Annotated in this window: 22 protein-coding genes; 6 read left to right on the top strand and 16 right to left on the bottom strand. The window is 60.7% G+C overall.

The annotated features are described in order from the left end of the window. On the top strand, positions 1-516 hold the full coding sequence (locus V7773_RS26010; RefSeq protein ID WP_092150609.1) for a GspH/FimT family pseudopilin: 516 nt from the start codon (positions 1-3) through the stop codon (positions 514-516). Here the strand turns inward: V7773_RS26010 and ispH are convergent. The 6 genes from ispH to murJ form a co-directional block, all read right to left on the bottom strand. After that, positions 493-1,440 carry a 4-hydroxy-3-methylbut-2-enyl diphosphate reductase gene (gene ispH, locus V7773_RS26005; protein ID WP_265030379.1) on the bottom strand — a complete coding sequence of 316 codons (948 nt, stop codon included), beginning with the start codon at positions 1,438-1,440 and terminating at the stop codon, positions 493-495. The genes V7773_RS26010 and ispH overlap by 24 nt on opposite strands. 108 nt (positions 1,441-1,548) lie before the next feature. Continuing rightward, a complete protein-coding gene (gene fkpB / locus V7773_RS26000; RefSeq protein WP_063324306.1) occupies positions 1,549-1,986 on the bottom strand; it encodes an FKBP-type peptidyl-prolyl cis-trans isomerase in 438 nt (145 codons plus the stop codon). After that, positions 1,979-2,491 (bottom strand): signal peptidase II, encoded by a 513-nt coding sequence (lspA, locus tag V7773_RS25995; RefSeq protein ID WP_063324305.1) that lies wholly within the window; start codon positions 2,489-2,491, stop codon positions 1,979-1,981. The genes fkpB and lspA overlap by 8 nt, the downstream gene beginning before the upstream one ends. Further along, positions 2,484-5,315, bottom strand: a complete 2,832-nt coding sequence (gene ileS / locus V7773_RS25990) for an isoleucine--tRNA ligase (RefSeq protein WP_336075996.1) — start codon at positions 5,313-5,315, stop codon at positions 2,484-2,486. Before ileS ends, lspA begins: the two co-directional genes overlap by 8 nt. 13 nt (positions 5,316-5,328) lie before the next feature. After that, positions 5,329-6,267, bottom strand: a complete 939-nt coding sequence (ribF, locus tag V7773_RS25985; protein WP_336075994.1) for a bifunctional riboflavin kinase/FAD synthetase — start codon at positions 6,265-6,267, stop codon at positions 5,329-5,331. Positions 6,268-6,396: 129 nt separating this feature from the next. Continuing rightward, entirely contained in the window at positions 6,397-7,935 is a 1,539-nt protein-coding gene (murJ, locus tag V7773_RS25980; protein ID WP_092225282.1) for a murein biosynthesis integral membrane protein MurJ, read from the bottom strand. 254 nt (positions 7,936-8,189) lie between these two features. Here murJ and rpsT point away from each other — a divergent pair, with 254 nt between their 5' ends. After that, the gene (gene rpsT, locus V7773_RS25975) at positions 8,190-8,468 is read left to right on the top strand and encodes a 30S ribosomal protein S20 (RefSeq protein ID WP_003185593.1); all 279 of its coding nucleotides are present in this window, start codon (positions 8,190-8,192) and stop codon (positions 8,466-8,468) included. A 170-nt stretch (positions 8,469-8,638) separates the two neighbouring features. Here rpsT and V7773_RS25970 read toward each other — a convergent pair whose 3' ends face one another. The 6 genes from V7773_RS25970 to rplU form a co-directional block, all read right to left on the bottom strand. Further along, positions 8,639-10,675 (bottom strand): toxin-antitoxin system YwqK family antitoxin, encoded by a 2,037-nt coding sequence (locus V7773_RS25970; protein WP_336075993.1) that lies wholly within the window; start codon positions 10,673-10,675, stop codon positions 8,639-8,641. 80 nt (positions 10,676-10,755) lie between these two features. Then, entirely contained in the window at positions 10,756-11,211 is a 456-nt protein-coding gene (locus V7773_RS25965) for a CreA family protein (RefSeq protein ID WP_003205733.1), read from the bottom strand. Positions 11,212-11,220: 9 nt separating this feature from the next. After that, positions 11,221-12,339 (bottom strand): glutamate 5-kinase, encoded by a 1,119-nt coding sequence (gene proB, locus V7773_RS25960; protein ID WP_063324300.1) that lies wholly within the window; start codon positions 12,337-12,339, stop codon positions 11,221-11,223. Positions 12,340-12,606: 267 nt separating this feature from the next. Further along, the gene (gene cgtA, locus V7773_RS25955) at positions 12,607-13,830 is read right to left on the bottom strand and encodes an Obg family GTPase CgtA (RefSeq protein WP_060740551.1); all 1,224 of its coding nucleotides are present in this window, start codon (positions 13,828-13,830) and stop codon (positions 12,607-12,609) included. Between the two features lie 190 nt (positions 13,831-14,020). Further along, on the bottom strand, positions 14,021-14,278 hold the full coding sequence (gene rpmA, locus V7773_RS25950; RefSeq protein WP_003205738.1) for a 50S ribosomal protein L27: 258 nt from the start codon (positions 14,276-14,278) through the stop codon (positions 14,021-14,023). A gap of 35 nt (positions 14,279-14,313) precedes the next feature. Next, positions 14,314-14,628 carry a 50S ribosomal protein L21 gene (rplU, locus tag V7773_RS25945; RefSeq protein ID WP_003176051.1) on the bottom strand — a complete coding sequence of 105 codons (315 nt, stop codon included), beginning with the start codon at positions 14,626-14,628 and terminating at the stop codon, positions 14,314-14,316. Between the two features lie 239 nt (positions 14,629-14,867). Between rplU and V7773_RS25940 the strand changes: the two genes are divergently transcribed. The 3 genes from V7773_RS25940 to V7773_RS25930 all read left to right on the top strand — a co-directional run bounded on the left by V7773_RS25940 (position 14,868) and on the right by V7773_RS25930 (position 16,832). Further along, positions 14,868-15,836, top strand: a complete 969-nt coding sequence (locus V7773_RS25940) for a polyprenyl synthetase family protein (RefSeq protein ID WP_072346139.1) — start codon at positions 14,868-14,870, stop codon at positions 15,834-15,836. A 191-nt stretch (positions 15,837-16,027) separates the two neighbouring features. Continuing rightward, positions 16,028-16,369, top strand: a complete 342-nt coding sequence (locus V7773_RS25935; protein WP_063324298.1) for a zinc ribbon domain-containing protein YjdM — start codon at positions 16,028-16,030, stop codon at positions 16,367-16,369. A 205-nt stretch (positions 16,370-16,574) separates the two neighbouring features. After that, a complete protein-coding gene (locus V7773_RS25930) occupies positions 16,575-16,832 on the top strand; it encodes a PA4570 family protein (protein WP_003205743.1) in 258 nt (85 codons plus the stop codon). Between the two features lie 135 nt (positions 16,833-16,967). Here the strand turns inward: V7773_RS25930 and V7773_RS25925 are convergent, their stop codons facing one another. The 4 genes from V7773_RS25925 to V7773_RS25910 all read right to left on the bottom strand — a co-directional run bounded on the left by V7773_RS25925 (position 16,968) and on the right by V7773_RS25910 (position 21,508). Continuing rightward, entirely contained in the window at positions 16,968-17,585 is a 618-nt protein-coding gene (locus V7773_RS25925) for an FKBP-type peptidyl-prolyl cis-trans isomerase (protein ID WP_003205746.1), read from the bottom strand. A 203-nt stretch (positions 17,586-17,788) separates the two neighbouring features. After that, positions 17,789-18,277, bottom strand: a complete 489-nt coding sequence (locus V7773_RS25920) for a TIGR00645 family protein (RefSeq protein ID WP_003205748.1) — start codon at positions 18,275-18,277, stop codon at positions 17,789-17,791. 132 nt (positions 18,278-18,409) lie between these two features. Beyond that, positions 18,410-18,751 (bottom strand): PA4575 family protein, encoded by a 342-nt coding sequence (locus V7773_RS25915; RefSeq protein ID WP_013694243.1) that lies wholly within the window; start codon positions 18,749-18,751, stop codon positions 18,410-18,412. Between the two features lie 318 nt (positions 18,752-19,069). Then, positions 19,070-21,508 (bottom strand): Lon protease family protein, encoded by a 2,439-nt coding sequence (locus tag V7773_RS25910; RefSeq protein ID WP_063324297.1) that lies wholly within the window; start codon positions 21,506-21,508, stop codon positions 19,070-19,072. A 275-nt stretch (positions 21,509-21,783) separates the two neighbouring features. Here V7773_RS25910 and V7773_RS25905 point away from each other — a divergent pair, with 275 nt between their 5' ends. Beyond that, a complete protein-coding gene (locus V7773_RS25905) occupies positions 21,784-22,272 on the top strand; it encodes a DUF3015 domain-containing protein (protein ID WP_003185616.1) in 489 nt (162 codons plus the stop codon). Positions 22,273-22,285: the final 13 nt, after the last annotated feature.

The following is a 22,285-nucleotide window of genomic DNA, read 5'->3' as shown; positions in this document are numbered from 1 at the left end:
ATGCACCAACAGGGCTTCAGCCTCATCGAACTGCTCATGGGACTGGCGATTGCGGCAATTGTTCTGCCGTGGGCCAGCGCAAGCTATACAGCGCTGGTCGAAGCCACCGAGCGCAAAGACGCCGCGCAGTTGCTGGCCAGTGGTTTGCGCATTGCCCGCAGCGAAGCCATCACGCGCAGCCGGACCGTCGTGATCAGGGGGATAGACAACGATTGGGGCCGAGGCTGGCGCATTACCCTGGACGATAAGGAGAAGACCTTGCTGATGGAGCGCAGCGGTCGCGCGCGAGTGATAGGCAACCGGCCGGTGAAGCGTTCGGTGAGGTTCGGCAGTCAAGGGCAAGCGTTACTGCCCAGTGACGCATTCCAGGCCGGCACACTGCATGTCTGCGCCAAACGCGAGCCGGTCAGTCACCATCAAGTGGTGCTGGCGCGTAGCGGACGCATCAGCCTGCGCAGCGAGAAAGCCGAGCAGGCATTGTGCGAAAAAGGCTTAAAGCAGGGAGCGAACGCGTAGTTCCTTGGGCATGGAGAACGTGATGTTCTCCTCGCGACCGGCCAACTCATCGGCCCCGGTGGCGCCCCAGGCCTGCAATTGCTGGATCACACCGCGCACCAATACTTCCGGCGCGGAAGCGCCAGCGGTGATGCCGATGCGCTCGACTCCATCGAACCAACTGCGCTGCATGTCCTCGGCACCGTCGATCAGGTAGGCCGGGGTGTCCATGCGTTCGGCCAGTTCACGCAAGCGATTGGAATTGGAGCTGTTCGGGCTGCCGACCACCAGCACCACGTCGCACTCGTTCGCCAGTTGCTTGACGGCATCCTGACGGTTCTGAGTGGCGTAGCAGATGTCGTCCTTGCGCGGACCACCGATGGCCGGAAAGCGCGAGCGCAGGGCATCGATCACACGGCTGGTATCGTCCATGGACAAAGTGGTCTGGGTGACAAAAGCCAGGCTCTCAGGGTTGCGAACCTGCAGGGCTGCAACGTCCTCCTCGTCTTCGACCAGGTAGATCGCACCGCCGTTGCTGGCATCGTATTGGCCCATGGTGCCTTCGACTTCCGGATGGCCTTCATGACCGATCAGGATGCATTCACGACCATCACGGCTGTAGCGCGCCACTTCGATGTGCACCTTGGTCACCAATGGGCACGTCGCGTCGAAGACCTTCAGGCCGCGGCCGGCGGCTTCGGTGCGTACTGCTTGGGAAACCCCGTGGGCGCTGAAGATCACGATGACGTCGTCGGGCACCTGGTCCAGTTCCTCGACGAAAATCGCCCCACGGCTGCGCAGGTCTTCGACGACGAATTTGTTGTGGACCACTTCGTGGCGCACGTAGATCGGCGGTCCGAAGACTTCCAGGGCGCGATTGACGATTTCGATCGCCCGGTCCACACCGGCGCAGAAGCCACGGGGGTTGGCGAGTTTGATTTGCATGCTGTGCCTCGTGTCTTGCGCGCAAGAAATTGAATCAGTGCAATCCAGTGTGGGAACGAGCTCGCTCCCACACTGGATCGGGTGGCAGCAGAAGCCGCCCGTCAAATGTTAAACCGCCTTGACCTCAAGGATTTCCACTTCGAAGTTCAAGGTCTTGCCGGCCAATGGATGGTTGAAATCCACGGTCACCTGGGCGTCATCGAACGCCTTCACCACACCTGGCAGCTCGGTATTGGCCGCGTCGTTGAAGATCACCAGCAAGCCCTGGGACAGTTCCATGTCCTGGAACTGGGAGCGTGGCATGGTCTGCACGTTTTGCGGGTTGGGCTGACCAAAGGCGTTTTCTGGCGGTACGACCACGGTGCGCTTGTCGCCGGCCTTGAAGCCGAAGATCGCCGCTTCGAAGCCTGGCAGCAGGTTGCCATCACCGACCTTGAACACCGCCGGCGCCTTGTCGAAGGTGCTGTCGACGGTGTCACCGTTTTCCAGGTACAGGGCGAAGTGAAGCTTCACTTCAGTGTTTTGAGCGATACGCTGCTCAGTCATGGACGGCTTCTCCGGTTTTCTTGCTCTTGAACATGTCCAGGGCGAGCATCACCGCGCCCACGCTGATGGCACTGTCGGCAAAGTTGAACGCCGGGAAATACCAGCGGTTCTGCCAATGCACCAGGATGAAATCGATCACATGGCCCAGAGCAATCCGGTCGTAAAGATTGCCCAGTGCGCCACCGAGCACCAACGCCAGTGCCACGGCCAGCCAGGTCTCGTCGCGGCCCAGGCGTTTGAGCCAGACCACGAGCACAGCGCTGACCACGACAGCGATCAGGGCGAACAGCCAGCGCTGCCAGCCCGAGCTGTCGGCCAGGAAGCTGAACGCTGCGCCAGTGTTGTAGGCCAGGGTCCAGCTGAAGTAGTCAGGGATGACCACGATCTGCTGGTACAGGGTCAACGAGCTTTCGAAGTAGAACTTGCTGGCCTGGTCGATGACCAGTACCAGCACGCTCAACCACAGCCAGCCCAGCCGTCCGAAACGGCCCGCCGTGTTAGGCATAATGACGAACCTCACCGCTGCCGCTGATGTTGTCGACACAACGACCGCAGATCTCTGGATGCTCCGGGTTCACGCCGACGTCTTCGCGGCAGTGCCAGCAACGGGCGCACTTGGTGTGGTTCGACTTGACGATCTTGAGCTTCAAACCGCTGACCTCAGTGGTCACCGCATCGGCCGGCGCCTGCACGAAAGGCGCGACGCTAGCGGTAGAGGTGATCAGCACGAAGCGCAGTTCGTTGCCCAGTTTGGCCAGGTCGACGTCCAGGGCTTCTTCGGCGTAGAGGGTCACCTCGGCTTGCAGGTTGCCACCGACGGCCTTGGCTGCGCGCTGGATCTCCATTTCCTTGTTGACCGCTGCCTTGACCGCCATGATCCGGTCCCAGTAGGCGCGGTCCAGCTCGAAGCCCTGGGGCAACTCGGTGAGGCCTTCATACCAGGTGTTGAGCATCACCGATTCGTTACGCTCGCCCGGCAGGTATTGCCACAGCTCGTCGGCGGTGAATGCCAGGATCGGTGCGATCCAGCGCACCAGCGCCTCGCTGATGTGGAACAGCGCGGTCTGGCACGAACGACGGGCCTTGCTGTTGGCGCCGGTGGTGTACTGGCGGTCCTTGATGATGTCGAGGTAGAAACCACCGAGCTCCTGCACGCAGAAGTTGTGGATCTTGGAGTAGACGTTCCAGAAGCGGTATTCGCCGTAATGCTCCTGCAATTCGCGTTGCAGCAACAGGGTACGGTCCACGGCCCAACGGTCCAGCGCGAGCATTTCTTCGGCCGGCAGCAGGTCGGTGGCCGGGTTGAAACCGGTCAGGTTGGAAAGCAGGAAGCGCGCGGTGTTACGGATCCGCCGGTAGGCGTCCGCGCTGCGCTGCAGGATCTGCTCGGAAACGGCCATCTCGCCGGAATAGTCGGTGGACGCCACCCACAGGCGCATGATGTCGGCACCCAGGGTGTCGTTGACCTTCTGCGGCGCGATCACGTTGCCCAGAGACTTGGACATCTTGCGGCCAGACTCGTCGACGGTGAAACCGTGAGTCAGCAGCTCGCGGTACGGCGCGTGGTTGTCGATGGCGCAACCGGTCAGCAACGACGAGTGGAACCAGCCACGGTGCTGGTCCGAACCTTCCAGGTACAGGTCGGCGCGCGGGCCGCTCTCGTGGCCCATCGGGTGCGAACCGCGCAGCACGTGCCAATGGGTGGTGCCGGAGTCGAACCAGACGTCCAGGGTGTCGCTGATCTTGTCGTACAGCGGCGCTTCGTCACCCAGCAGCTCGGCGGCATCCATCTTGAACCAGGCTTCGATGCCTTCGACTTCGACGCGCTTGGCCACGGCTTCCATCAGTTCAACGGTGCGCGGGTGCAGCTCACCGCTTTCCTTGTTCAGGAAGAACGGGATCGGCACGCCCCAGTTGCGTTGGCGGGAGATGCACCAGTCTGGACGATTGGCGATCATCGAGTGCAGGCGCGCCTGGCCCCAGGCGGGCACGAACTGGGTCTCTTCGATGGCCTTGAGCGAACGCTGGCGCAGGGTGTCGCCAGTGGTGGGCTGCTTGTCCATGCCGATGAACCACTGCGCGGTGGCGCGGTAGATCAGCGGGGTCTTGTGGCGCCAGCAATGCATGTAGCTGTGTTCGATGACGGTGGTGTGCAGCAGCGCGCCGACTTCGGTCAGTTTGTCGACGATGGCCGGGTTGGCTTTCCAGATGAACTGGCCGCCAAAGAACTCCAGCGACGGCACGTACACGCCATTGCTCTGCACCGGATTGAGGATGTCGTCGTTGACCATGCCGTATTTCTTGCAGGTCACGAAGTCGTCGACGCCATAGGCCGGCGCGGAGTGAACCACGCCAGTGCCAGCGCCCAGTTCCACGTAGTCGGCCAGGTACACCGGCGACAGGCGGTCATAGAACGGGTGACGGAAATTGATCAGTTCCAGTGCCGACCCCGGGGCGGTGGCGACCACCGAGCCTTCGAGGTTGTAGCGGGCCAGGCAGGATTCGACCAGTTCTTCGGCCAGCACCAGCAGCTTGTCGCCGACATCGACCAGGGCGTAGTTGAATTCCGGGTGGACGTTCAGCGCCTGGTTGGCCGGGATGGTCCACGGGGTGGTGGTCCAGATCACGATCGACGCCGGCTTGGCCAGCTTGCCCAGGCCGAACGCGGCGGCGAGCTTGTCTTCATCAGCGACCGGGAACGCGACATCGATGGTCGAGGACTTCTTGTTCTCGTACTCGACTTCCGCCTCGGCCAGGGCCGAACCGCAATCGAAGCACCAGTTCACTGGCTTGAGGCCCTTGAACACGAAGCCGCCCTCGACGATTTTCGCCAGGGCACGGATTTCGCCGGCTTCGTTCTTGAAATCCATGGTCTTGTACGGGTTGGCGAAGTCGCCCAGCACGCCGAGGCGGATGAATTCGGACTTCTGCCCTTCGATCTGCTCGGTGGCGTAGGCACGGCACAGCTCGCGGGTCTTGTCCGCGCCCAGGTTCTTGCCGTGGGTCACTTCCACCTTGTGCTCGATCGGCAGGCCGTGGCAATCCCAGCCCGGGACATAAGGTGCATCAAAACCCGACAGGGTCTTGGAGCGGATGATCATGTCCTTGAGAATCTTGTTCAGCGCGTGACCGATGTGAATGGTGCCGTTGGCGTACGGAGGACCGTCGTGCAGGACGAACTTCGGACGATCCTTGCCAATTTCGCGCAACTTTCCGTACAGGCCAATGCTGTCCCAACGCTGCAGAATCTGTGGTTCGCGCTGAGGCAGGCCGGCCTTCATTGGGAAGGCGGTGTCCGGAAGGTTTAGCGTGGCTTTATAGTCGGTCATTTAAGGCTCTTCATTAGCGATTGGCGCTGGTTGCGACAAGGGCACGGGCGGCGGCGATATCTGCATGGATCGCCGTCTTGAGCGCCTCCAGAGAGGCAAAACGCTGCTCTTCACGCAGCTTTTGGTGGAAAACCACCGTCAAACGCCGGTCATACAGATCGCCGGCAAAATCCAGAACATGTACTTCGAGGTGGGCCTTGCCATCCCCTTGGACCGTGGGCCGTACGCCGATATTGGCGACACCGGGCCAGGTCTTGCCGTCGATCTCGACACTCACCAGGAACACCCCGGTCAGCGGCACACGACGACGCTTGAGTTGCACGTTGGCCGTCGGCGTGCCCAATTGGCGCGCCAGCTTCTGCCCGTGCAGGATCCGTCCGGCAATCCGGTACGGCCGGCCGAGCAAGCGCTCGGCCAATTCGAAGTCGGCAGCCGCCAGGGCATTGCGGACCTGGGTGCTGCTGACGCGCAGGCCATCGATCTCGACCGTCTGCGCTGCTTCGACGGTGAAGCCTTGGACGATACCGGCCTGTTGCAGGTAGTCGAAATCCCCCGAGCGGTCACAGCCGAACCGGAAATCATCGCCGACTTCCAGATGCTTTACGCCCAGACCGTCCACCAGGATCGTGTCGACGAACTCGGCGGCGCTGAGCTTGCTCAGGCGCTGGTTGAAGGCCAGGCACAGGACCCGGTCGACGCCTTCGGCGGCCAGCAATTGCAGCTTATCCCGCAACCGGGCCAGACGGGCCGGGGCGGTGTCCGGGGCGAAAAACTCCCTGGGCTGCGGCTCGAAGATCACCACGCAGCTCGGCATACCCAATTCCAGCGCACGCTCGCGCAGCCGCGCCAGGATAGCCTGGTGGCCACGGTGAACACCGTCAAAGTTGCCAATAGTGGCGACACAGCCCCGATGTTGGGGGCGCAGGTTGTGGAGGCCTCGAACCAGCTGCATAACGCGCTTCTTGCTCATAAAGTGGCCGATTATAACCACACCCGGCGGCCGACGACAGGCAACACCGCACCCCAAAGTGATCGAACCGACAAAACCACTGCCCGCCCCGGGATTATCGAGGGCTTGCCCTCAGCTCAAGGCCTTGCGGTTGAAGTCACGCAGACGGAACCCCATCAGCAGCAACATGCCGAAATACGCCACCACGCCGACAACCACCAGCGCTCCCAGGCGCAGGAAACGCGCGAGCATCTGCCCTTCGCCCCAAGCCGGCATGAAATGCATCGCCCCCAGCAAAACCGCCGACATCACCGCCACGGCCACCAGCAGCTTGAGGCCGAACTTGCCCCAGCCCGGCTGCGGCTGATACATCTTTTGCTTGCGCAGTTGATAAAACAGCAACCCGGCGTTGAGGCACGCGCCAGCGCTGATCGCCAGGGCCAGGCCGGCGTGAGCCAACGGGCCGATGAGCAACAGGTTGAACAATTGGGTCATCACCAGCGTGAAAATGGCGATTTTCACTGGCGTGCGAATGTTCTGCTGGGCATAGAACCCCGGCGCCAGCACCTTGATCACGATGATCCCGAGCAGGCCCACTGAGTAAGCAATCAGCGCACGCTGGGTCATCAGGGCGTCGAAGGCATTGAACTGACCGTACTGGAACAGCGAAACGGTCAACGGCTCGGCCAGGATCCCCAGGGCCAGGGAACAGGGCAAGACCAGCACGAAACACAGGCGCAGGCCCCAGTCGAGGATGCGCGAATATTCCTGGCGGTCCTGACTGGCGTAGGTCTTGGCCAGGGTCGGCAACAGGATCGTACCCAGGGCCACACCCAGCACGCCGGACGGCAGCTCCATCAAGCGGTCGGCGTAATACATCCACGACACCGAGCCGGCCACCAGGAACGAGGCGAAGATGGTGTTGATGATCAGGGAAATCTGGCTCACCGACACCCCGAGGATCGCCGGCAACATCTGCTTCATCACCCGCCACACGCCGCTGTCGCGCAGGTTCAGCCGTGGCAGGACCAACATGCCGATCTTTTTCAGGTGCGGCAGTTGATAGAGCAATTGCGCCAGGCCACCCACCAGCACCGCCCAGCCGAGGGCCATCACCGGCGGATCGAAGTACGGCGTCAGGAACACCGCGAACACGATCATGCTGACGTTGAGCAGGGTCGGCACAAAGGCCGGCACGGAAAAACGGTTCCAGGTATTGAGGATCGCCCCGGCCAGGGACGACAGGGAAATCAGCAATATATAAGGAAAGGTCACCCGCAGCAGGTCGGAGGTGAGCTGGAATTTTTCTGGCGTATCAGTGAAGCCCGGGGCCGTGGCCCAGATTACCCATGGCGCGGCGAGCATGCCGGCCGCCGTGACCAGCGCCAGCACCAACGTCAGCAGGCCGGTGACGTAGGCAATGAATGTGCGGGTCGCTTCGTCGCCCTTCTGGCTTTTATATTCCGCCAGGATCGGCACGAAGGCCTGGGAGAACGCCCCTTCGGCGAAGATCCGCCGCAGCAGGTTGGGCAACTTGAAGGCGATGAAGAAGGCGTCGGTGGCCATTCCGGCACCGAATATCCGTGCGATCAGTGTGTCGCGAACGAACCCCAGGACACGGGAAAGCATCGTGATAGAGCTGACGGCAGCCAACGATTTGAGCAGATTCATGAAAAGAGTATTTGCCTGTCGATAAACAGCAGGCGAACAACGCGCCCACTTGTGCGATACTCCGCGCCGCTAAACAGTGCAGAGCCAAAGCCCGCGAGTTTACAGGTCGCACGCCGGAAAGAAATCCTTCGGTGCGTTGCACCTGCCATTCAGCGGAACGCGTCACCCGCCCTTGACAAGACCTCAACTCATCGGCATGATTCGCGGCCTATTTTGTTTGCTATTTCCTAAAAAGTCTTTCGAGGAGCTCGACGGTGGCCAACACACCTTCCGCCAAAAAACGTGCAAAACAGGCTGAGAAGCGTCGCAGCCACAACGCCAGCCTGCGTTCCATGGTCCGTACCTACATCAAGAACGTAGTTAAGGCCATCGACGCAAAAGACGCTGAAAAAGCTCAAGCTGCTTACGTTCTGGCTGTGCCAGTTATCGACCGCATGGCCGATAAAGGCATCATCCACAAGAACAAGGCTGCTCGCCATAAGAGCCGTTTGAATGGCCACGTAAAGGCCCTGAACGTTGCCGCTGCTGCCTAAGCGACGCGCTCGTTAAAAAACCGACCTCAGGGTCGGTTTTTTATTGCCCGCAATTTACCCCCCTTGCGGGAGCAGTGAATCAGCTTGCCTTGATACTGAATGCACCACCACATCGCGAGCAGGCTCGCGATGGCGTCAGTGAAAACAGACATCTCCACTAAAGCCCTGCACTATTCCCCAAAATTGAAAACCACCGGCTTGGGCGGAGGACAACCACCAGGCGGCGGGAAATTCTGCACACCCGCCTCGTCGTATCCAGTGTAACAACCCACTATCTTGTCATCCTTGAAGTTCATGCGACGCTCAACCACACCCGTCGGGTAGTAGTAGACCGTCTCACCTTCGCGCCTGGCGTACGAGTAGTCCTTGTATTCGCGCCCCTCGACCGTTATCAGGCGAAAGCCCTGCTTGGCTTCAGAGTACTTCAACCGGCCATCGGGGTAGTACTCGTTGTGAGTCACGCGATCATCAGGCCCCAACAGCACCTCCCGGACCTTGCGCCCCTCCCGGGTGTGGCGGGCACTTTGCTCATTACCGAACAGGTAATCACTCTCCGAGTCGAAATGCCCGTTATTGAAAGCCCCGCGCTGCTTGCCGCAAAGCTTGATACGGGTGTATTTCCCATCAGGCACGTAGCAATAGTTCCTGTCCGCTATCAACACCCCAGTCGCATCAAATGACTGCACGTTACCAATGGGCTCATCCCCCTCGTACGTTGCCACCGTATCGGGCTGACCATTGGGGTGATAGAGACGCAAGGCGCCCTCTCGCGAACCATGGCGCCACGAGATATCCGAAAGCAGCACGGCACCGTCATCGGTGTAGGTCAGCGCCCGCCCCTCGATCTGGCCGTTGGCATAGCTGGCCGAATAGTTGAGCTTGCCATTGGCCGCGTAGGTTTCTCTCAATCCATCCAGGACACCCGCGCGGTAGTGCTCGACGAGCCGCAACACACCTGCGGCATCCACTTCGCGCAATTCGCCGTGCTTCTTGTCGGCAACAAAATCCACAACCTGGACACCACCGCCGTCCATTCTCAAGGTCCAACGGCCTTCCCGGACGCCCTGCGCATAACGCCCCTCACCCCAGGGCATTATCCAGTCTCCGTGCTGCTGCCCCGCCACGAAATCGCCGCGCTGGACAACCTCACCATGACGCATGCGCTCGGAAGGCCCGTCGAGATCACCATGTTTGTAAGTATCGAAGCCGGACATCTGCTCCTCATCGTCACGCGCCTCGATCGTCCAGCGCCCCTCATAGAAATCGTCGACGATCATGCCCTTGGAAACCGCACCCCCATCACTGACGAGCCACGGCCCCTGGCGCAGTCCATCCACATAGGCGCCGGTGGACGCGTAGCCCGACTCGTCGAACTCCGCCCACTGGCCCGACCTCTTGCCCTGGACATAAGCACCCAGCGCCCAGAGCCGCCCATTACCCAAGACTGCCCAGGCCCCATCCTCGGAGCCCTGGTACACCGCTGGATCGGTTTCCCAGGCCATCCTGCTGACACGATAGGCAGAGCCCACATCCTCGTCCCGAGGCGGCACGCGCGCATAAGTCAGCGTGAGCCAGCGCCCTTCGCGCTGCTGGAAAGTCTTTTTGTAGGTGTCGCGATGAGGGTCCTCTGGCGGTTGCCCCACTGACGCCGGGACACCGTCGACGCCGAAGTACCCCACCAGCGTGCCACCCGCAGGCTCCAGCGTGTCGAACTCGGCGATACCGGTCTTGGGCAACACGGCGCTGTAATCGTAGGGCGGCAACTTGCCCAGCTCTTTCTGGACCAGCGCAGCAGTGAGGACCTTGCGATCAGCGGCGATACGATCCAATACCGGCTGCAATGTCTCGAGCCGGCGATACCCGCCGGCGAACGGCACGAACCGATAACCCTGAAGAGCGTACCGCCCCTTTGCCCGTGACAGCACGACCAACGTCTGGAGATCACTGTCGAGGCTGGCGTAGAACACCGACTCGACACTCGCATCGCCATACCTGTCGAGCACTTGCGGGACGCCATCCGGGGAATCACACAGGCATGAGTAGCCTACGACACCCTCGGCTTCGCGGATAAATGCCAGCGTCGCCCCACTCTCCTGGGAAGTTTTTATCAGCGGATGGGCCAGGGGTTTTTCGCTATAAAACGGCTCGGCCAAAGCCCCGACGGACACCGAACAACCCAATATAAACAGCAGCAAAAACGCACGCATACGAATCCCTTCGCGCCAAAAGCACAACACATCCATGGAGATAAAAAAGCGAGCCGATCGGCTCGCCCGTCATTCGCTACTTAACGCCAAGGCAAGATCGGAATCGCCGTCACCGCGTTCTGCGGGCTGCCCTCGATCACGCGATCGCTGTAGACCAGGTACACCAGCGTATTGCGTTTCTTGTCGAGGAATCGCACCACCTGCATGGTCTTGAACACCAGCGAAGTGCGCTCACGGAACACCTCTTCGCCGTCCTTGAGCTCACCCTTGAAGCTGATAGGCCCGACCTGGCGGCAGGCGATGGACGCCTCGGCGCGATCCTCGGCCAAGCCCAGGCCACCCTTCACGCCGCCGGTCTTGGCCCGCGACAGGTAACAGGTCACGCCATCCACCTTGGGATCGTCGAACGCCTCGACCACGATCCGATCGTTCGGCCCGACAAACTTGAACACCGTCGACACTTGGCCAATTTCTTCGGCCGAAGCCAGCAGCGGCACAGCCAGCAGCAAGCCGATCAATCCTTTTGCCAAACCCATGATTTTTCCTTAGACGAGGATCAGGTTGTCACGGTGAACCAACTCGGGCTCCGCCATGTAACCCAACAGACCGACAATCGCATCAGACGACTGACCGATGATTTTCTGTGCTTCCAGGGCGCTGTAGTTGGCCAGGCCACGGGCGATCTCGCGACCATCCGGGGCCACGCACACGACCATTTCGCCCCGACGGAAACTGCCTTGTACCAACTTCACGCCCACCGGCAGCAAGCTTTTGTTGCCTTGGGACAGGGCCACCACCGCACCAGCATCCAGTACCAAGGTGCCACGAGTCTGCAGATGCCCAGCCAGCCACTGCTTGCGCGCCGCCAACATGCCACGCTCTGGCGAGAGCAAGGTGCCGATGCGCTCGCCAGCTTTCAGGCGGTCCAGCACCCGCTCCAAGCGCCCACCCACGATGATGGTGTGAGCCCCGGACCGCGCCGCCAGACGCGCAGCGCGCAGCTTGGTCTGCATGCCACCACGACCCAGCGCACCACCCGTGCCACCCGCCACCGCGTCCAGCGCCGGATCGTCGGCACGGGCTTCGTAGATCAGCTTGGCGTCGGGATTGTTACGCGGATCGGCATCGAACATGCCATCGCGATCCGTGAGGATCACCAGCAGATCCGCCTCCACCAGGTTCGCCACCAGCGCGGCCAGGGTGTCGTTATCGCCGAAACGGATCTCGTCGGTGACCACCGTGTCGTTCTCGTTGATCACCGGGATGACTTTCAGCTCCACCAGCGCGCGCAAGGTGCTGCGGGCATTGAGGTAGCGCTTGCGGTCGGACAGGTCATCGTGGGTCAGCAGGATCTGCGCCGTATGGCGACCGTGCTCGGCGAAGCTTGATTCCCAAGCCTGCACCAGGCCCATCTGGCCGATGGCGGCGGCAGCCTGCAGCTCATGCATCGCGCTGGGTCGCGACGTCCAGCCCAGGCGGCTCATACCGGCGGCTACAGCCCCGGAAGAGACCAATACCAGCTCGACGCCAGCCTCATGCAAGGCCACCATCTGCTCGACCCACACCGCCATTGCCTGGCGATCCAGGCCCTTGCCATCCGCCGTCAGCAGTGCGCTGCCGATCTTCACGACCCAGCGCTGCGCACCCGTCACCTTGCTCCGCATCATCTTCAACCTTTGCCAGCGAACGGCGCGACCCAGCGCCGCCCATGGGATTATTCGTATTTGCGTTTTACAGATACCAAAACGCCGCTCGAATGAGCGGCGCCTTGGAAACCGGCTGGATGCGATGATAACACCGCGCCGAAACACTTGAACCTGTGGGAGCGAGCTTGCTCGCGATTGCATGGGGCCAGCAATTATTGATACCGGCGTCACACCGCTATCGCAAGCAAGCTAGCCCCCACAGGCCTTGACTTCAACTGAGCAGCATCAGTCGCGAACGTAGATGATTTCCGGACCGTCTTCGTCATCCACATCTTCTTCGTCCCAATCGTCGTCACCAATGTCATGGACCGACTTGACACCACTGCGACGCAGGGCACGCTGGTCGTCCAGCGCCTGCAACTGGGCACGGGCCTCGTCTTCGATGCGCTGGTCGAGCTCGGCGAGCTCTTCCTTGTACGCCGGGTCATTGGCCAGGCGGTCGGCGCGATCTTCCAGATAACGCATGATGTCGTGACACAGGCGCTCGGTGCCCTCTTTGGCGATGGCCGAGATCACGTAGACCGGACCTTCCCACTCCAGGCGATCGACGATTTCCTTGACCCGCTCCTCATGCTCTTCTTCAAGGATCTGGTCGCACTTGTTCAGCACCAGCCAACGGTCGCGCTCGGCCAGGGCCGGGCTGAACTTGGTCAGTTCGTTGACGATGACTTCGGCGGCATCGGCAGCATCGGTTTCATCCAGCGGCGCCATGTCCACGAGGTGCAACAACAGACGGGTACGGGACAAGTGCTTGAGGAAACGAATCCCCAGGCCTGCACCCTCGGAAGCCCCTTCGATCAACCCTGGAATGTCGGCGATTACAAAACTCTTCCAGCGGTCGACGCTGACCACGCCCAGGTTCGGCACCAGGGTGGTGAACGGGTAATCGGCCACTTTCGGCTTGGCCGCCGACACCGAGCGAATGAAGGTACTTTTACCGGCGTTCGGCAAACCCAGCAGACCCACGTCGGCCAACACTTTCATTTCCAGCTTCAGGTCACGCTGCTCGCCTGGCTTGCCTGGCGTGGTCTGGCGCGGCGCACGGTTGGTACTGGATTTGAAACGGGTGTTGCCCAGGCCGTGCCAGCCGCCATGGGCGACCAGCAGACGCTGGCCAGCCTTGGTCAGGTCGCCAATCACTTCCTGGGTGGCCGAATCGATCACCGTGGTGCCGACCGGCACGCGCAGGATCAGGTCTTCGCCCTTCTTGCCGGTGCAGTCAGTGCTGCCGCCGTTGGAGCCACGCTCGGCATCGAAGTGCCGGGTGTAACGGTAGTCCACCAGGGTGTTGAGGTTTTCGTCGGCGAGCATGTAGATCGAGCCACCATCGCCCCCATCACCGCCGTTAGGGCCACCATTTTCAATGAACTTTTCCCGACGGAAACTCATGCAACCATTGCCGCCGTCGCCGGCCTTTACTCGAATCGATACTTCATCAACAAACTTCATGACACACGCCTCTCGCCATACGGACGAGCCAAAAAAACAAGACATAAGACTCTTGCAAAAATGAGCGCAGCGACCTGATGACACGCCCCAACCGCAGCGCCGACAGCCCATACAAACAGTTTTGCAAGAGACTCACCCCACAAACGAAAAAGCCCCGTCGCAAGACAGGGCTTTTCCAGCGGTCTCGCAATTAAGCTGCGATAACGCTTACGTAACGACGACCGAAGGCGCCTTTTACTTCGAACTTGATCACGCCTTCGACTTTAGCGAAGAGGGTGTGATCCTTACCCATGCCCACGCCGTAGCCAGCGTGGAATTGGGTGCCGCGCTGACGCACGATGATGTTGCCTGCTTTGATAGCCTGGCCGCCATACATCTTCACGCCAAGGCGTTTGGCTTCTGAGTCGCGACCGTTACGGGTACTACCACCAGCTTTTTTGTGTGCCATGAGTTCAATTCTCCTAGTGAGGAATTAGGCTGAAATTAAGCCTGAATACCGGTGATTTTGATCTCGGTGTACCACTGGCGGTGGCCCATACGCTTCATGTGGTGCTTACGGCGACGGAACTTGATGATGCGGACTTTATCGTGACGACCTTGGGAGATCACTTCAGCCACAACGGTAGCGCCAGCAACGACTGGAGCGCCGATATTCACGTCATCGCCATTGGCGACCAACAGAACGCGATCAAAAGTCACGGATTCGCCGGTAGCGATTTCCAGTTTTTCGATCTTCAGGTATTCACCTGGGGCGACCTTGTATTGCTTGCCACCAGTAACAATTACTGCGTACGACATGGTATTTCTCCGATAATCCTGCTCACCCAGCGCTTTATAAGAAGAGGTATTGGCTGGCATGGCTGCATGGGCTGGAAGGCCCGGATGCAATTGCGTAAGGCAGGTGCTGCCCAGGAAGTTCAGGGTGCGCGATTGTACGCAAGCCGCGAGAGCCTTGCAAGTAGCCGTCTATCGCGCCTTGACACCTGCGGACGTGGGTCCTAGCATGCCGCGCAACCCTTCTGGAGCACCTGTCGCTGATGCAACCCCAAGCTTTCTACCGCGCGGTGGCGGACGATTTTAGCGCCGTCGACGGCATCATCAAGAAGCAGCTGACTTCCCGCGTGCCTCTGGTATCGAAAATCGGCGACTACATCACTTCGGCCGGCGGTAAACGCCTGCGTCCTTTATTGGTGCTGCTGTGCGGCAAGGCCCTGGGTCGCGAAGGCGATGACATGCGCCTGCTGGCCGCCACCATCGAATTCCTGCACACCGCGACCCTGCTCCACGACGACGTGGTCGACATGTCCGGCATGCGCCGTGGCCGTTCGACCGCCAACGCCATGTGGGGTAACGCCCCCAGCGTATTGGTGGGCGACTTCCTCTATTCGCGCTCATTCGAAATGATGGTCGAGCTGGGCTCGATGCCGGTGATGAAGATCCTGTCCCAGGCCACGCGCATCATCGCCGAGGGCGAAGTGCTGCAGCTGTCCAAGGTACGCGATGCCAGCACCACCGAAGAAACCTACATGGAAGTCATCCGCGGCAAGACCGCGATGCTCTTCGAAGCCTCGACCCACAGCGCCGCCGCCCTGGCCGGTGCCAGCGCCGAGCAGAGCGAAGCGCTGCGCACCTTCGGCGACCACTTGGGCGTGGCCTTCCAACTGGTGGACGATCTGCTCGACTACAAGGGCGATGCAGAAACCCTGGGCAAGAACGTCGGCGACGACCTGGCCGAAGGCAAGCCGACCCTGCCGCTGATCTACACCATGCGCGAGGGCACGCCTGAACAGGCAGCACTGGTTCGCCAGGCGATCCAGAAAGGCGGGATCGAAGACCTGGAAAGCATCCGTGTCGCGGTCGAAGCATCCGGTTCGCTGGAGTACACCGCGAAACTGGCCCGGGACTACGTTGCCCGCGCGATCAAATGCCTCGACGCCCTGCCGGCCAGCGAATACCGCGATGCGCTGGTGGAGCTGAGCGAGTTTGCGGTCGCCCGTACCCACTGATACAAGGTTTTCCTGTGGCGAGGGAGCTTGCTCCCGCTGGGCTGCGCAGCAGCCCCTTCAAAAGTATCCACGGTCGCTACGCAACCGAGCGGGAGCAAGCTCCCTCGCCACAGGACGGCGAACTCCCATTCCAGCCACAAAACCCTATATAATGTGCGCCCTTTTGCCCTCCTGATACCCAAGGAACCTTAGTGAGCACGTTGCCTCCCTGCCCGAAATGCAATTCCGAATACACTTACGAAGACGGTACTCAACTGGTCTGCCCGGAGTGTGCCCACGAATGGTCCGCCAGCGGCGAAGCTGAAACAGTGTCCGACGATACCGTGAAGAAAGATTCGGTCGGCAACGTCCTGCAGGACGGCGATACCATCACCGTGATCAAGGACCTCAAGGTCAAGGGCACGTCGCTGGTGGTCAAGGTCGGCACCAAGGTCAAGAACATCCGCCTGTGCGAGGGTGACCACGACATCGACTGCAAGATCGACGGCATCGGCCCTATGAAACTCAAGTCCGAGTTCGTAAGAAAAGTCTGATACTGCTGTATTCCATCCCATACCCCGCGTGTGGGATGGAGCTTCGCCCTCTCCGCTTCGCCCCCATTTCTCGGACGTTAGCCAACTGCCAGGCGTTCTGAGCTGCCATAACCCACCGTCAGAAAAACAATCGCAACACCAATAGAGACTTGCTATTTAGCGAATAAGAATTATTCTCATCGAACCCATCAAGGAGATGAGAACCATGACTTATTTGATCGATGCCTGGCTGGACCGCCCACATCCCTATCTCAGGATTCTGCATCGGGAAACCGGGGAAGTCTGTGCGGTGCTTGAAGAAGAAGCCTTGAACGAGCTGCAGGACCAGGGGGATCTGGACCTCAACAGCCTCAATTCCAGTGAACCGTTGGTGCTCAAGGAACTGGTGCGCAATCTGTTCCTGTTCTGCTACGCCCGGGCATTGCGCCCGACGGGTGATTTCAGTGGCAGGTTCCACGGATGAGCAAAAATAACCTGTGGGAGCCGAGCTTGCTCGCGATGGCGGTGTGTCAGTAACGACAATGTCGACTGGCTGTCCGCTTTCGCGAGCAAGCTCGCTCCCACAGTTTTTTGTCCGGCTGTAAAACCGGACAGGGTCTTACAGTACGTCCAACAACTCGACGTCAAACACCAGCACGCTGTGCGGTGGAATGCTGCCAACGCCTTGAGCGCCGTAAGCCAGTTCGCTCGGCACGTACAGGCGCCATTTGCTGCCGGCATTCATCAGTTGCAGGGCTTCGGTCCAGCCTGGGATCACGCCGCCAACCGGGAATTCGGCTGGCTGGCCACGATCGTAGGAGCTGTCGAACACAGTGCCGTCGATCAGGGTGCCGTGGTAATGGGTACGCACCTGGTCTTCACGGGTCGGCTTGGCGCCTTCACCTTGGGTCAGCACTTCGAATTGCAGGCCGGAAGCCAGGGTGGTGATGCCTTCACGCTTGGCGTTTTCGGCCAGGAACGCACGGCCTTCGCCAGCGGCAGCTTCAGCCTTGGCAGCGGCTTCGGCTTGCATGATTTCACGAATGACCTTGAAGCTGGCGGACATCTCGTCCTGGCCCACGCGGCTTGGCTTGCCGGCGAACGCGTCGGTCAGGCCGGCCAGGATGGCGTCCAGGCTCACGCCCGGTGGCGGGTTGTCGCGCAGTTGGTCGCCCAACTGACGGCCAATGCCGTAGCTGACGCGGGTTTCGTCGGTGGACAGGTTAACTTCGGACATGATGCTGCTCCGCTGTGCGGACGGCTCGAGAGTTGCCGTGGGTGACACAGCGCCTCCCGGAGCGCCCGGAACCAAAAGGGCGAGCAGACTAGCACAGATGCCACCGCGGGTGACGAGCCCCTACGTCAAAGCAAGCCGCCAGAAACGACAACGCCCGCCTGCAATTCTACAGGCGGGCGTTGCGCCAGCGTGGAGAACGGACCTCAGTGCTTGGTCAGTTTGTCCAGGTAGCCCATGGCGAATGCCGAGACCACGAAAGTCATGTGAATGATCACGTACCACATCAGATGCTCGGGATCGACGTTCTTGGCATCCATGAAAATGCGCAACAGGTGGATGGAGGAAATGGCCACGATCGAGGCCGCGACTTTCATCTTCAGCGATGAAGAGTCCATGGTGCCCAGCCAGTTGAGCTTTTCCTTGTCGTCGCCGATGTCCAGCTGCGAGACGAAGTTCTCGTAGCCGGAAATCATCACCATCACCAGTAGCCCGCCCACCAGCGCCATGTCGATCAACGACAGCAGTACCAGGATCAGGTCCGACTCGGCCATGGAAAACACGTTGGGGATGACGTGAAAGACTTCCTGGAAGAACTTCAGCGCCAGGGCCAGCAAACCCAGGGACAACCCGAAGTAGATCGGCGCCAGCAGCCAACGGGAGGCGTACATTGCGTTTTCGATAAAGCGTTCCATTGAATCTCACACCAGGGATGAAAAATCGCGGCGAGTATATCAGCCACGACCGGCCCCACAAACGCCGGGACCGTCCCAGGTCCCTGCTCTTGTGTCAAAATTTTACTGCCGATGCCCGTGCGGTGACGGCCTTCAATGCAGCGGACGAAACTCGAAGCCGCCGACGTTGCGACAACGGCCTCCATTGATTTCACGCAGTTGGGCTTGCATGTGCAGGGACCATATCTGCGGGTCATCGGCCAGCTCGTAGCCGTGCAGCGTCAGGCTTTGCACAATGGTATCGAGGATGGATTCGGCGGCAGTCGGGCCGGGAAATGGCCCTTGGGCCTTGATGGCAGAAGGTTGTTCACCGGCCATTCCGGCGGCGAAGAGCAAGGTCCACATACCGGTATCTCCCGCCAGGGGGCGGATGGCGCATTCGATACGGGTGACAAGACCCAGGCATTGACGAGTGAGGCAAAGGTTGCGCGACATGGCGGCGCCCCTCGGTAGATCCGGTATTCAGCCCCGGGAGGAGGCTGTTTCGATCCGATGATGACTCTCGTTATCCTTGAGCTGAGGATAGAAGAAAAGTTCCGGTCGCAAGGGTTTTCGAGACCAGAATGCGCCGAGCGGTCATAGTGTGAATATTGACGCCAAAGTGGTGGCGTTTTTTTAGAAATAACCCACAAAACAGTGTGGGAACGAGCTTGCTCGCGATTGTGGTGTGACAGTCGAGAAAACCGTGACTGAAACTCCGCAATCGCGAGCAAGCTCGCTCCCACAGGAGGTCTTGCTGCGGTCAGGAAAACATCAAGCCGGCTTGGCCTCCGTCAATGCCTGCTGTGCCAATTCCTTTTCCGCTTCCTTGATGTCGTCTTCGCTGATCATTTCCGCGATCACCCGTAGCCGCTCCACCACCCGGGCATTGACGCTGCCCTCGGGGAACTCGCCGTTTTCGTCCGGCTCGCCAGCAGGCTCGCCCACCAACAGGCTCAGGGCTTCGTCGGCCTGGCGCACCGCATAGACATGGAACTGCCCGGCGCGCACGGCGGCCAGCACTTTCTCGTCGAGCATCAGGGTCGCGACGTTGGCCTGGGGAATGATCGCCCCCTGCTCACCGGTCAACCCGCGGGCTTCACAGAGGCGGAAGAAGCCTTCGATCTTCTCGTTGACCCCGCCCACCGCCTGCACTTCACCGAACTGGTTGATCGAGCCGGTAATGGCGAAGCACTGCTTGAGCGGCGTCTTCGACAGGGCCGAGATCAGCGTACACGCCTCGCCCAGGGACGCGCTGTCGCCGTCCACGTAACCGTAGGACTGCTCCAGCGCAATGCTGGCCGAGATCGCCAGCGGGAATTCCTGGGCATAACGACTGCCCAGGTAGCCGGTAAGAATCATCACGCCCTTGGAGTGGATCGGCTGGCCGAGGTTGACCTCCCGCTCGATGTCGACGATGCCGCTGCCGCCCGGGTACACCGTGGCGGAAATCCGCGCGGGTACACCAAACGCAGAGTCGCCGACCTCGAGTACTGTCAGCCCGTTGCATTTGCCCACGGCCGCACCGGCGGTGTCGATCAGGATGATCCCCGCGAGCATGTCGTCGAGGATTCGCGCCGAGACACGCCCGGTACGGGTGGCCTTGGCCTTGAGGGCGCGCTCGATATGACCGGCGTCGGTCATCTCGTCACCGGCCAGTTGGCGAATGAAATCCGCCTCGCTGACCAGTTGGAACAGATCACCGATACGCGCCGACAAGCGCCCCTGGTGTTCGGCCAGACGCGCACTGTAGGTCGCCAGGCGCGCCACCGCGTCGGCAGTCAGCGGCGCCATGCCCTCCTCCGAAGTGCGGGTCTTGAGCAACTGGGCGAACTGCTCCAGGCTCTCGTCGCCCATCGGGATGTCTTCGTCGAAATCCACCAGCACGCGAAACATTTCCTGGAAATCCGGATCCAGGTCCTGCAAAGCGTAGTAGAGCTGGCGGGCGCCGATGATCACGACCTTGACCTGCAGCGGAATGTGCTGCGGCGTCAGGGTCACGGTGGCCACGCGCCCCAGTTCCCCCAGCGGCGATTCCATTTTCAGCTTGCGCGATTGCAGGGCGCGCTTGAGCGCATCCCACACGAACGGCTCACCGAGCATTTTTTCCGCTTCGAGAATCAGGAAACCGCCGTTGGCCCGGTGCAAGGCGCCCGGACGCAACTGCCGGTACGTGGTGTAGAGCGCGCCCTGGTCGGTGCTGTATTCGATGCGGCCGAACAGGTTGTCGTAGGTCGGGTGCGGCTCGAACACCACCGGCGCGCCGCCACTGAACGGATGCCCGACCACCAGGCTCGGCGCGTACTGTTCCTCCAGCAGCTTGCGGGCGATGGCGTCGGTCTTGCTGTCGTCCACCAATTGCTCGACCACAGTCTTGAGCAGATAGACCTGCATGGCCTGCAGGTAGCCGCAGACCGCAGCGTTCTCCGCGTATTTCTCCGACAGTGGCGCCAGCAACGGTTGCAGGGCCAGGGTGATGGTTTCTTCGTTGAGCTGGCGCAACTGGTTGCTGGACTCGCGCTTCCACTGTGGCAGGCTGGCAAGCTCTTCGTTCAAACGCTCTTCCAGGCCCGAGATGTCCTCATGGAAACGCTCGCGCTCGGCTTCCGGCAACTGGGCGAATTCAGCTTCATCCAGGGCCTTGCCTTCGCTCATTGGCGTGAAGGCGATGTTGCTGCTGTCACGGTACAGCGCGACATCCTTCTCCAGCGCCAGGCGCTCGATCACATCCAAGGCGCGGTCATAGCGCTGATTGAAGGCGCGGTCGATGGCACTTTTCTTCTGCTGGTAGGACGGGTGCTCGAATACCGCCGGGAACGTCGCCAGCAAGTTGTCGATCAGGCCGTTGATGTCGGCGATGAAAGCACCGGCCGTACCTGACGGCAGTTCCAGGGCACGGGGTTCGCGGGGCTCATCGAAGTTGTTGACGTAGACCCAGTCCGCCGGGGTCTGCAGGCGCTTGCCTTCGGCCTTGAGGTAGCGTTTGACGAACGAAAACCGGCCAGTGCCGGGCTCACCCATGACGAATACGTTGTAACCGGGGCGCGGCATGGCCACGCCGAACTGCAAGGCTTCGACCGCACGTTCCTGGCCAAGCACACCGCGGAAGGGCTCCAGATCATTGGTGGTAGAGAAGCTGAACTGTTCAGCGGAAAACGGACGGGTCAGCGCTTCGGGCGCTAGACGCAAGCTGGCAGCAACAGGATCAGGCATCGGGCTTCCTTACATCAGGCGGGGCAGATAGCGGCATTCTGGCGCCGCCTGTACCTGACTGGCAAGGAGCGCCTCTGCCCAAAGCATAGTCAAAGGGGAAACCGCGGTCGGGGCCCGGTAGACAGGCGATCTTCCAGTGATGTTTTTGCAAAATGTCACGGAACCCTCAGATCGTGCCTAAACTCCAAACTGCGCGGCTGGAACAATAACCGGCCCACTGGCAGCTGTAGGGGCCAGACCCTGTCCATCGGTATGCACATAAAGAGAACATAGCTATGAAACGGATTCTTCTCGGTACTCTCTTCACCGCTGTATCCATCAACGCCATGGCTCAGGCGCCGGGCGGCCCGGATTGCGGCTGGGGCAACATGCTGTTCGAAGGTCAGCGTGGCACTCCGGCACACTTCCTGGCATCCACCACCAACGGCACTTCCGGTAACGCTACCTTCGGCATGACATCCGGCACCAACGGTTGCTCGACAAACGCGGCACTGACCTACGGCGGCAAGTCCTGGCTGGCCATGAATGGCATGATGAACGAGCTGTCCGAAGACATGGCCAAGGGTCAAGGCGAAGCGCTGACCACCTATGCCGTGGTACTGGGCGTAGCGCCGGAAGATCGCGCACACTTCTCCGCCGTTACCCACGAGCACTTCCAGCAGATCTTCAGCAAGGCTGACGTGACGGCGGAAGATGTGCATACCAACACCCTGGCCGTGCTGAAAAGCGATCCTCGCCTGGCCAAGTACGCCACTCAAGCTTAAGCTCGACACCACT

The organism is Pseudomonas sp. 3JA, assembly GCF_036961705.1.
GTDB classification, from domain to species: domain Bacteria; phylum Pseudomonadota; class Gammaproteobacteria; order Pseudomonadales; family Pseudomonadaceae; genus Aquipseudomonas; species Aquipseudomonas fluorescens_Q.
Note: the sequence above shows the minus strand (reverse complement) of the source record. Positions and strands in the feature narration are given on the sequence as shown.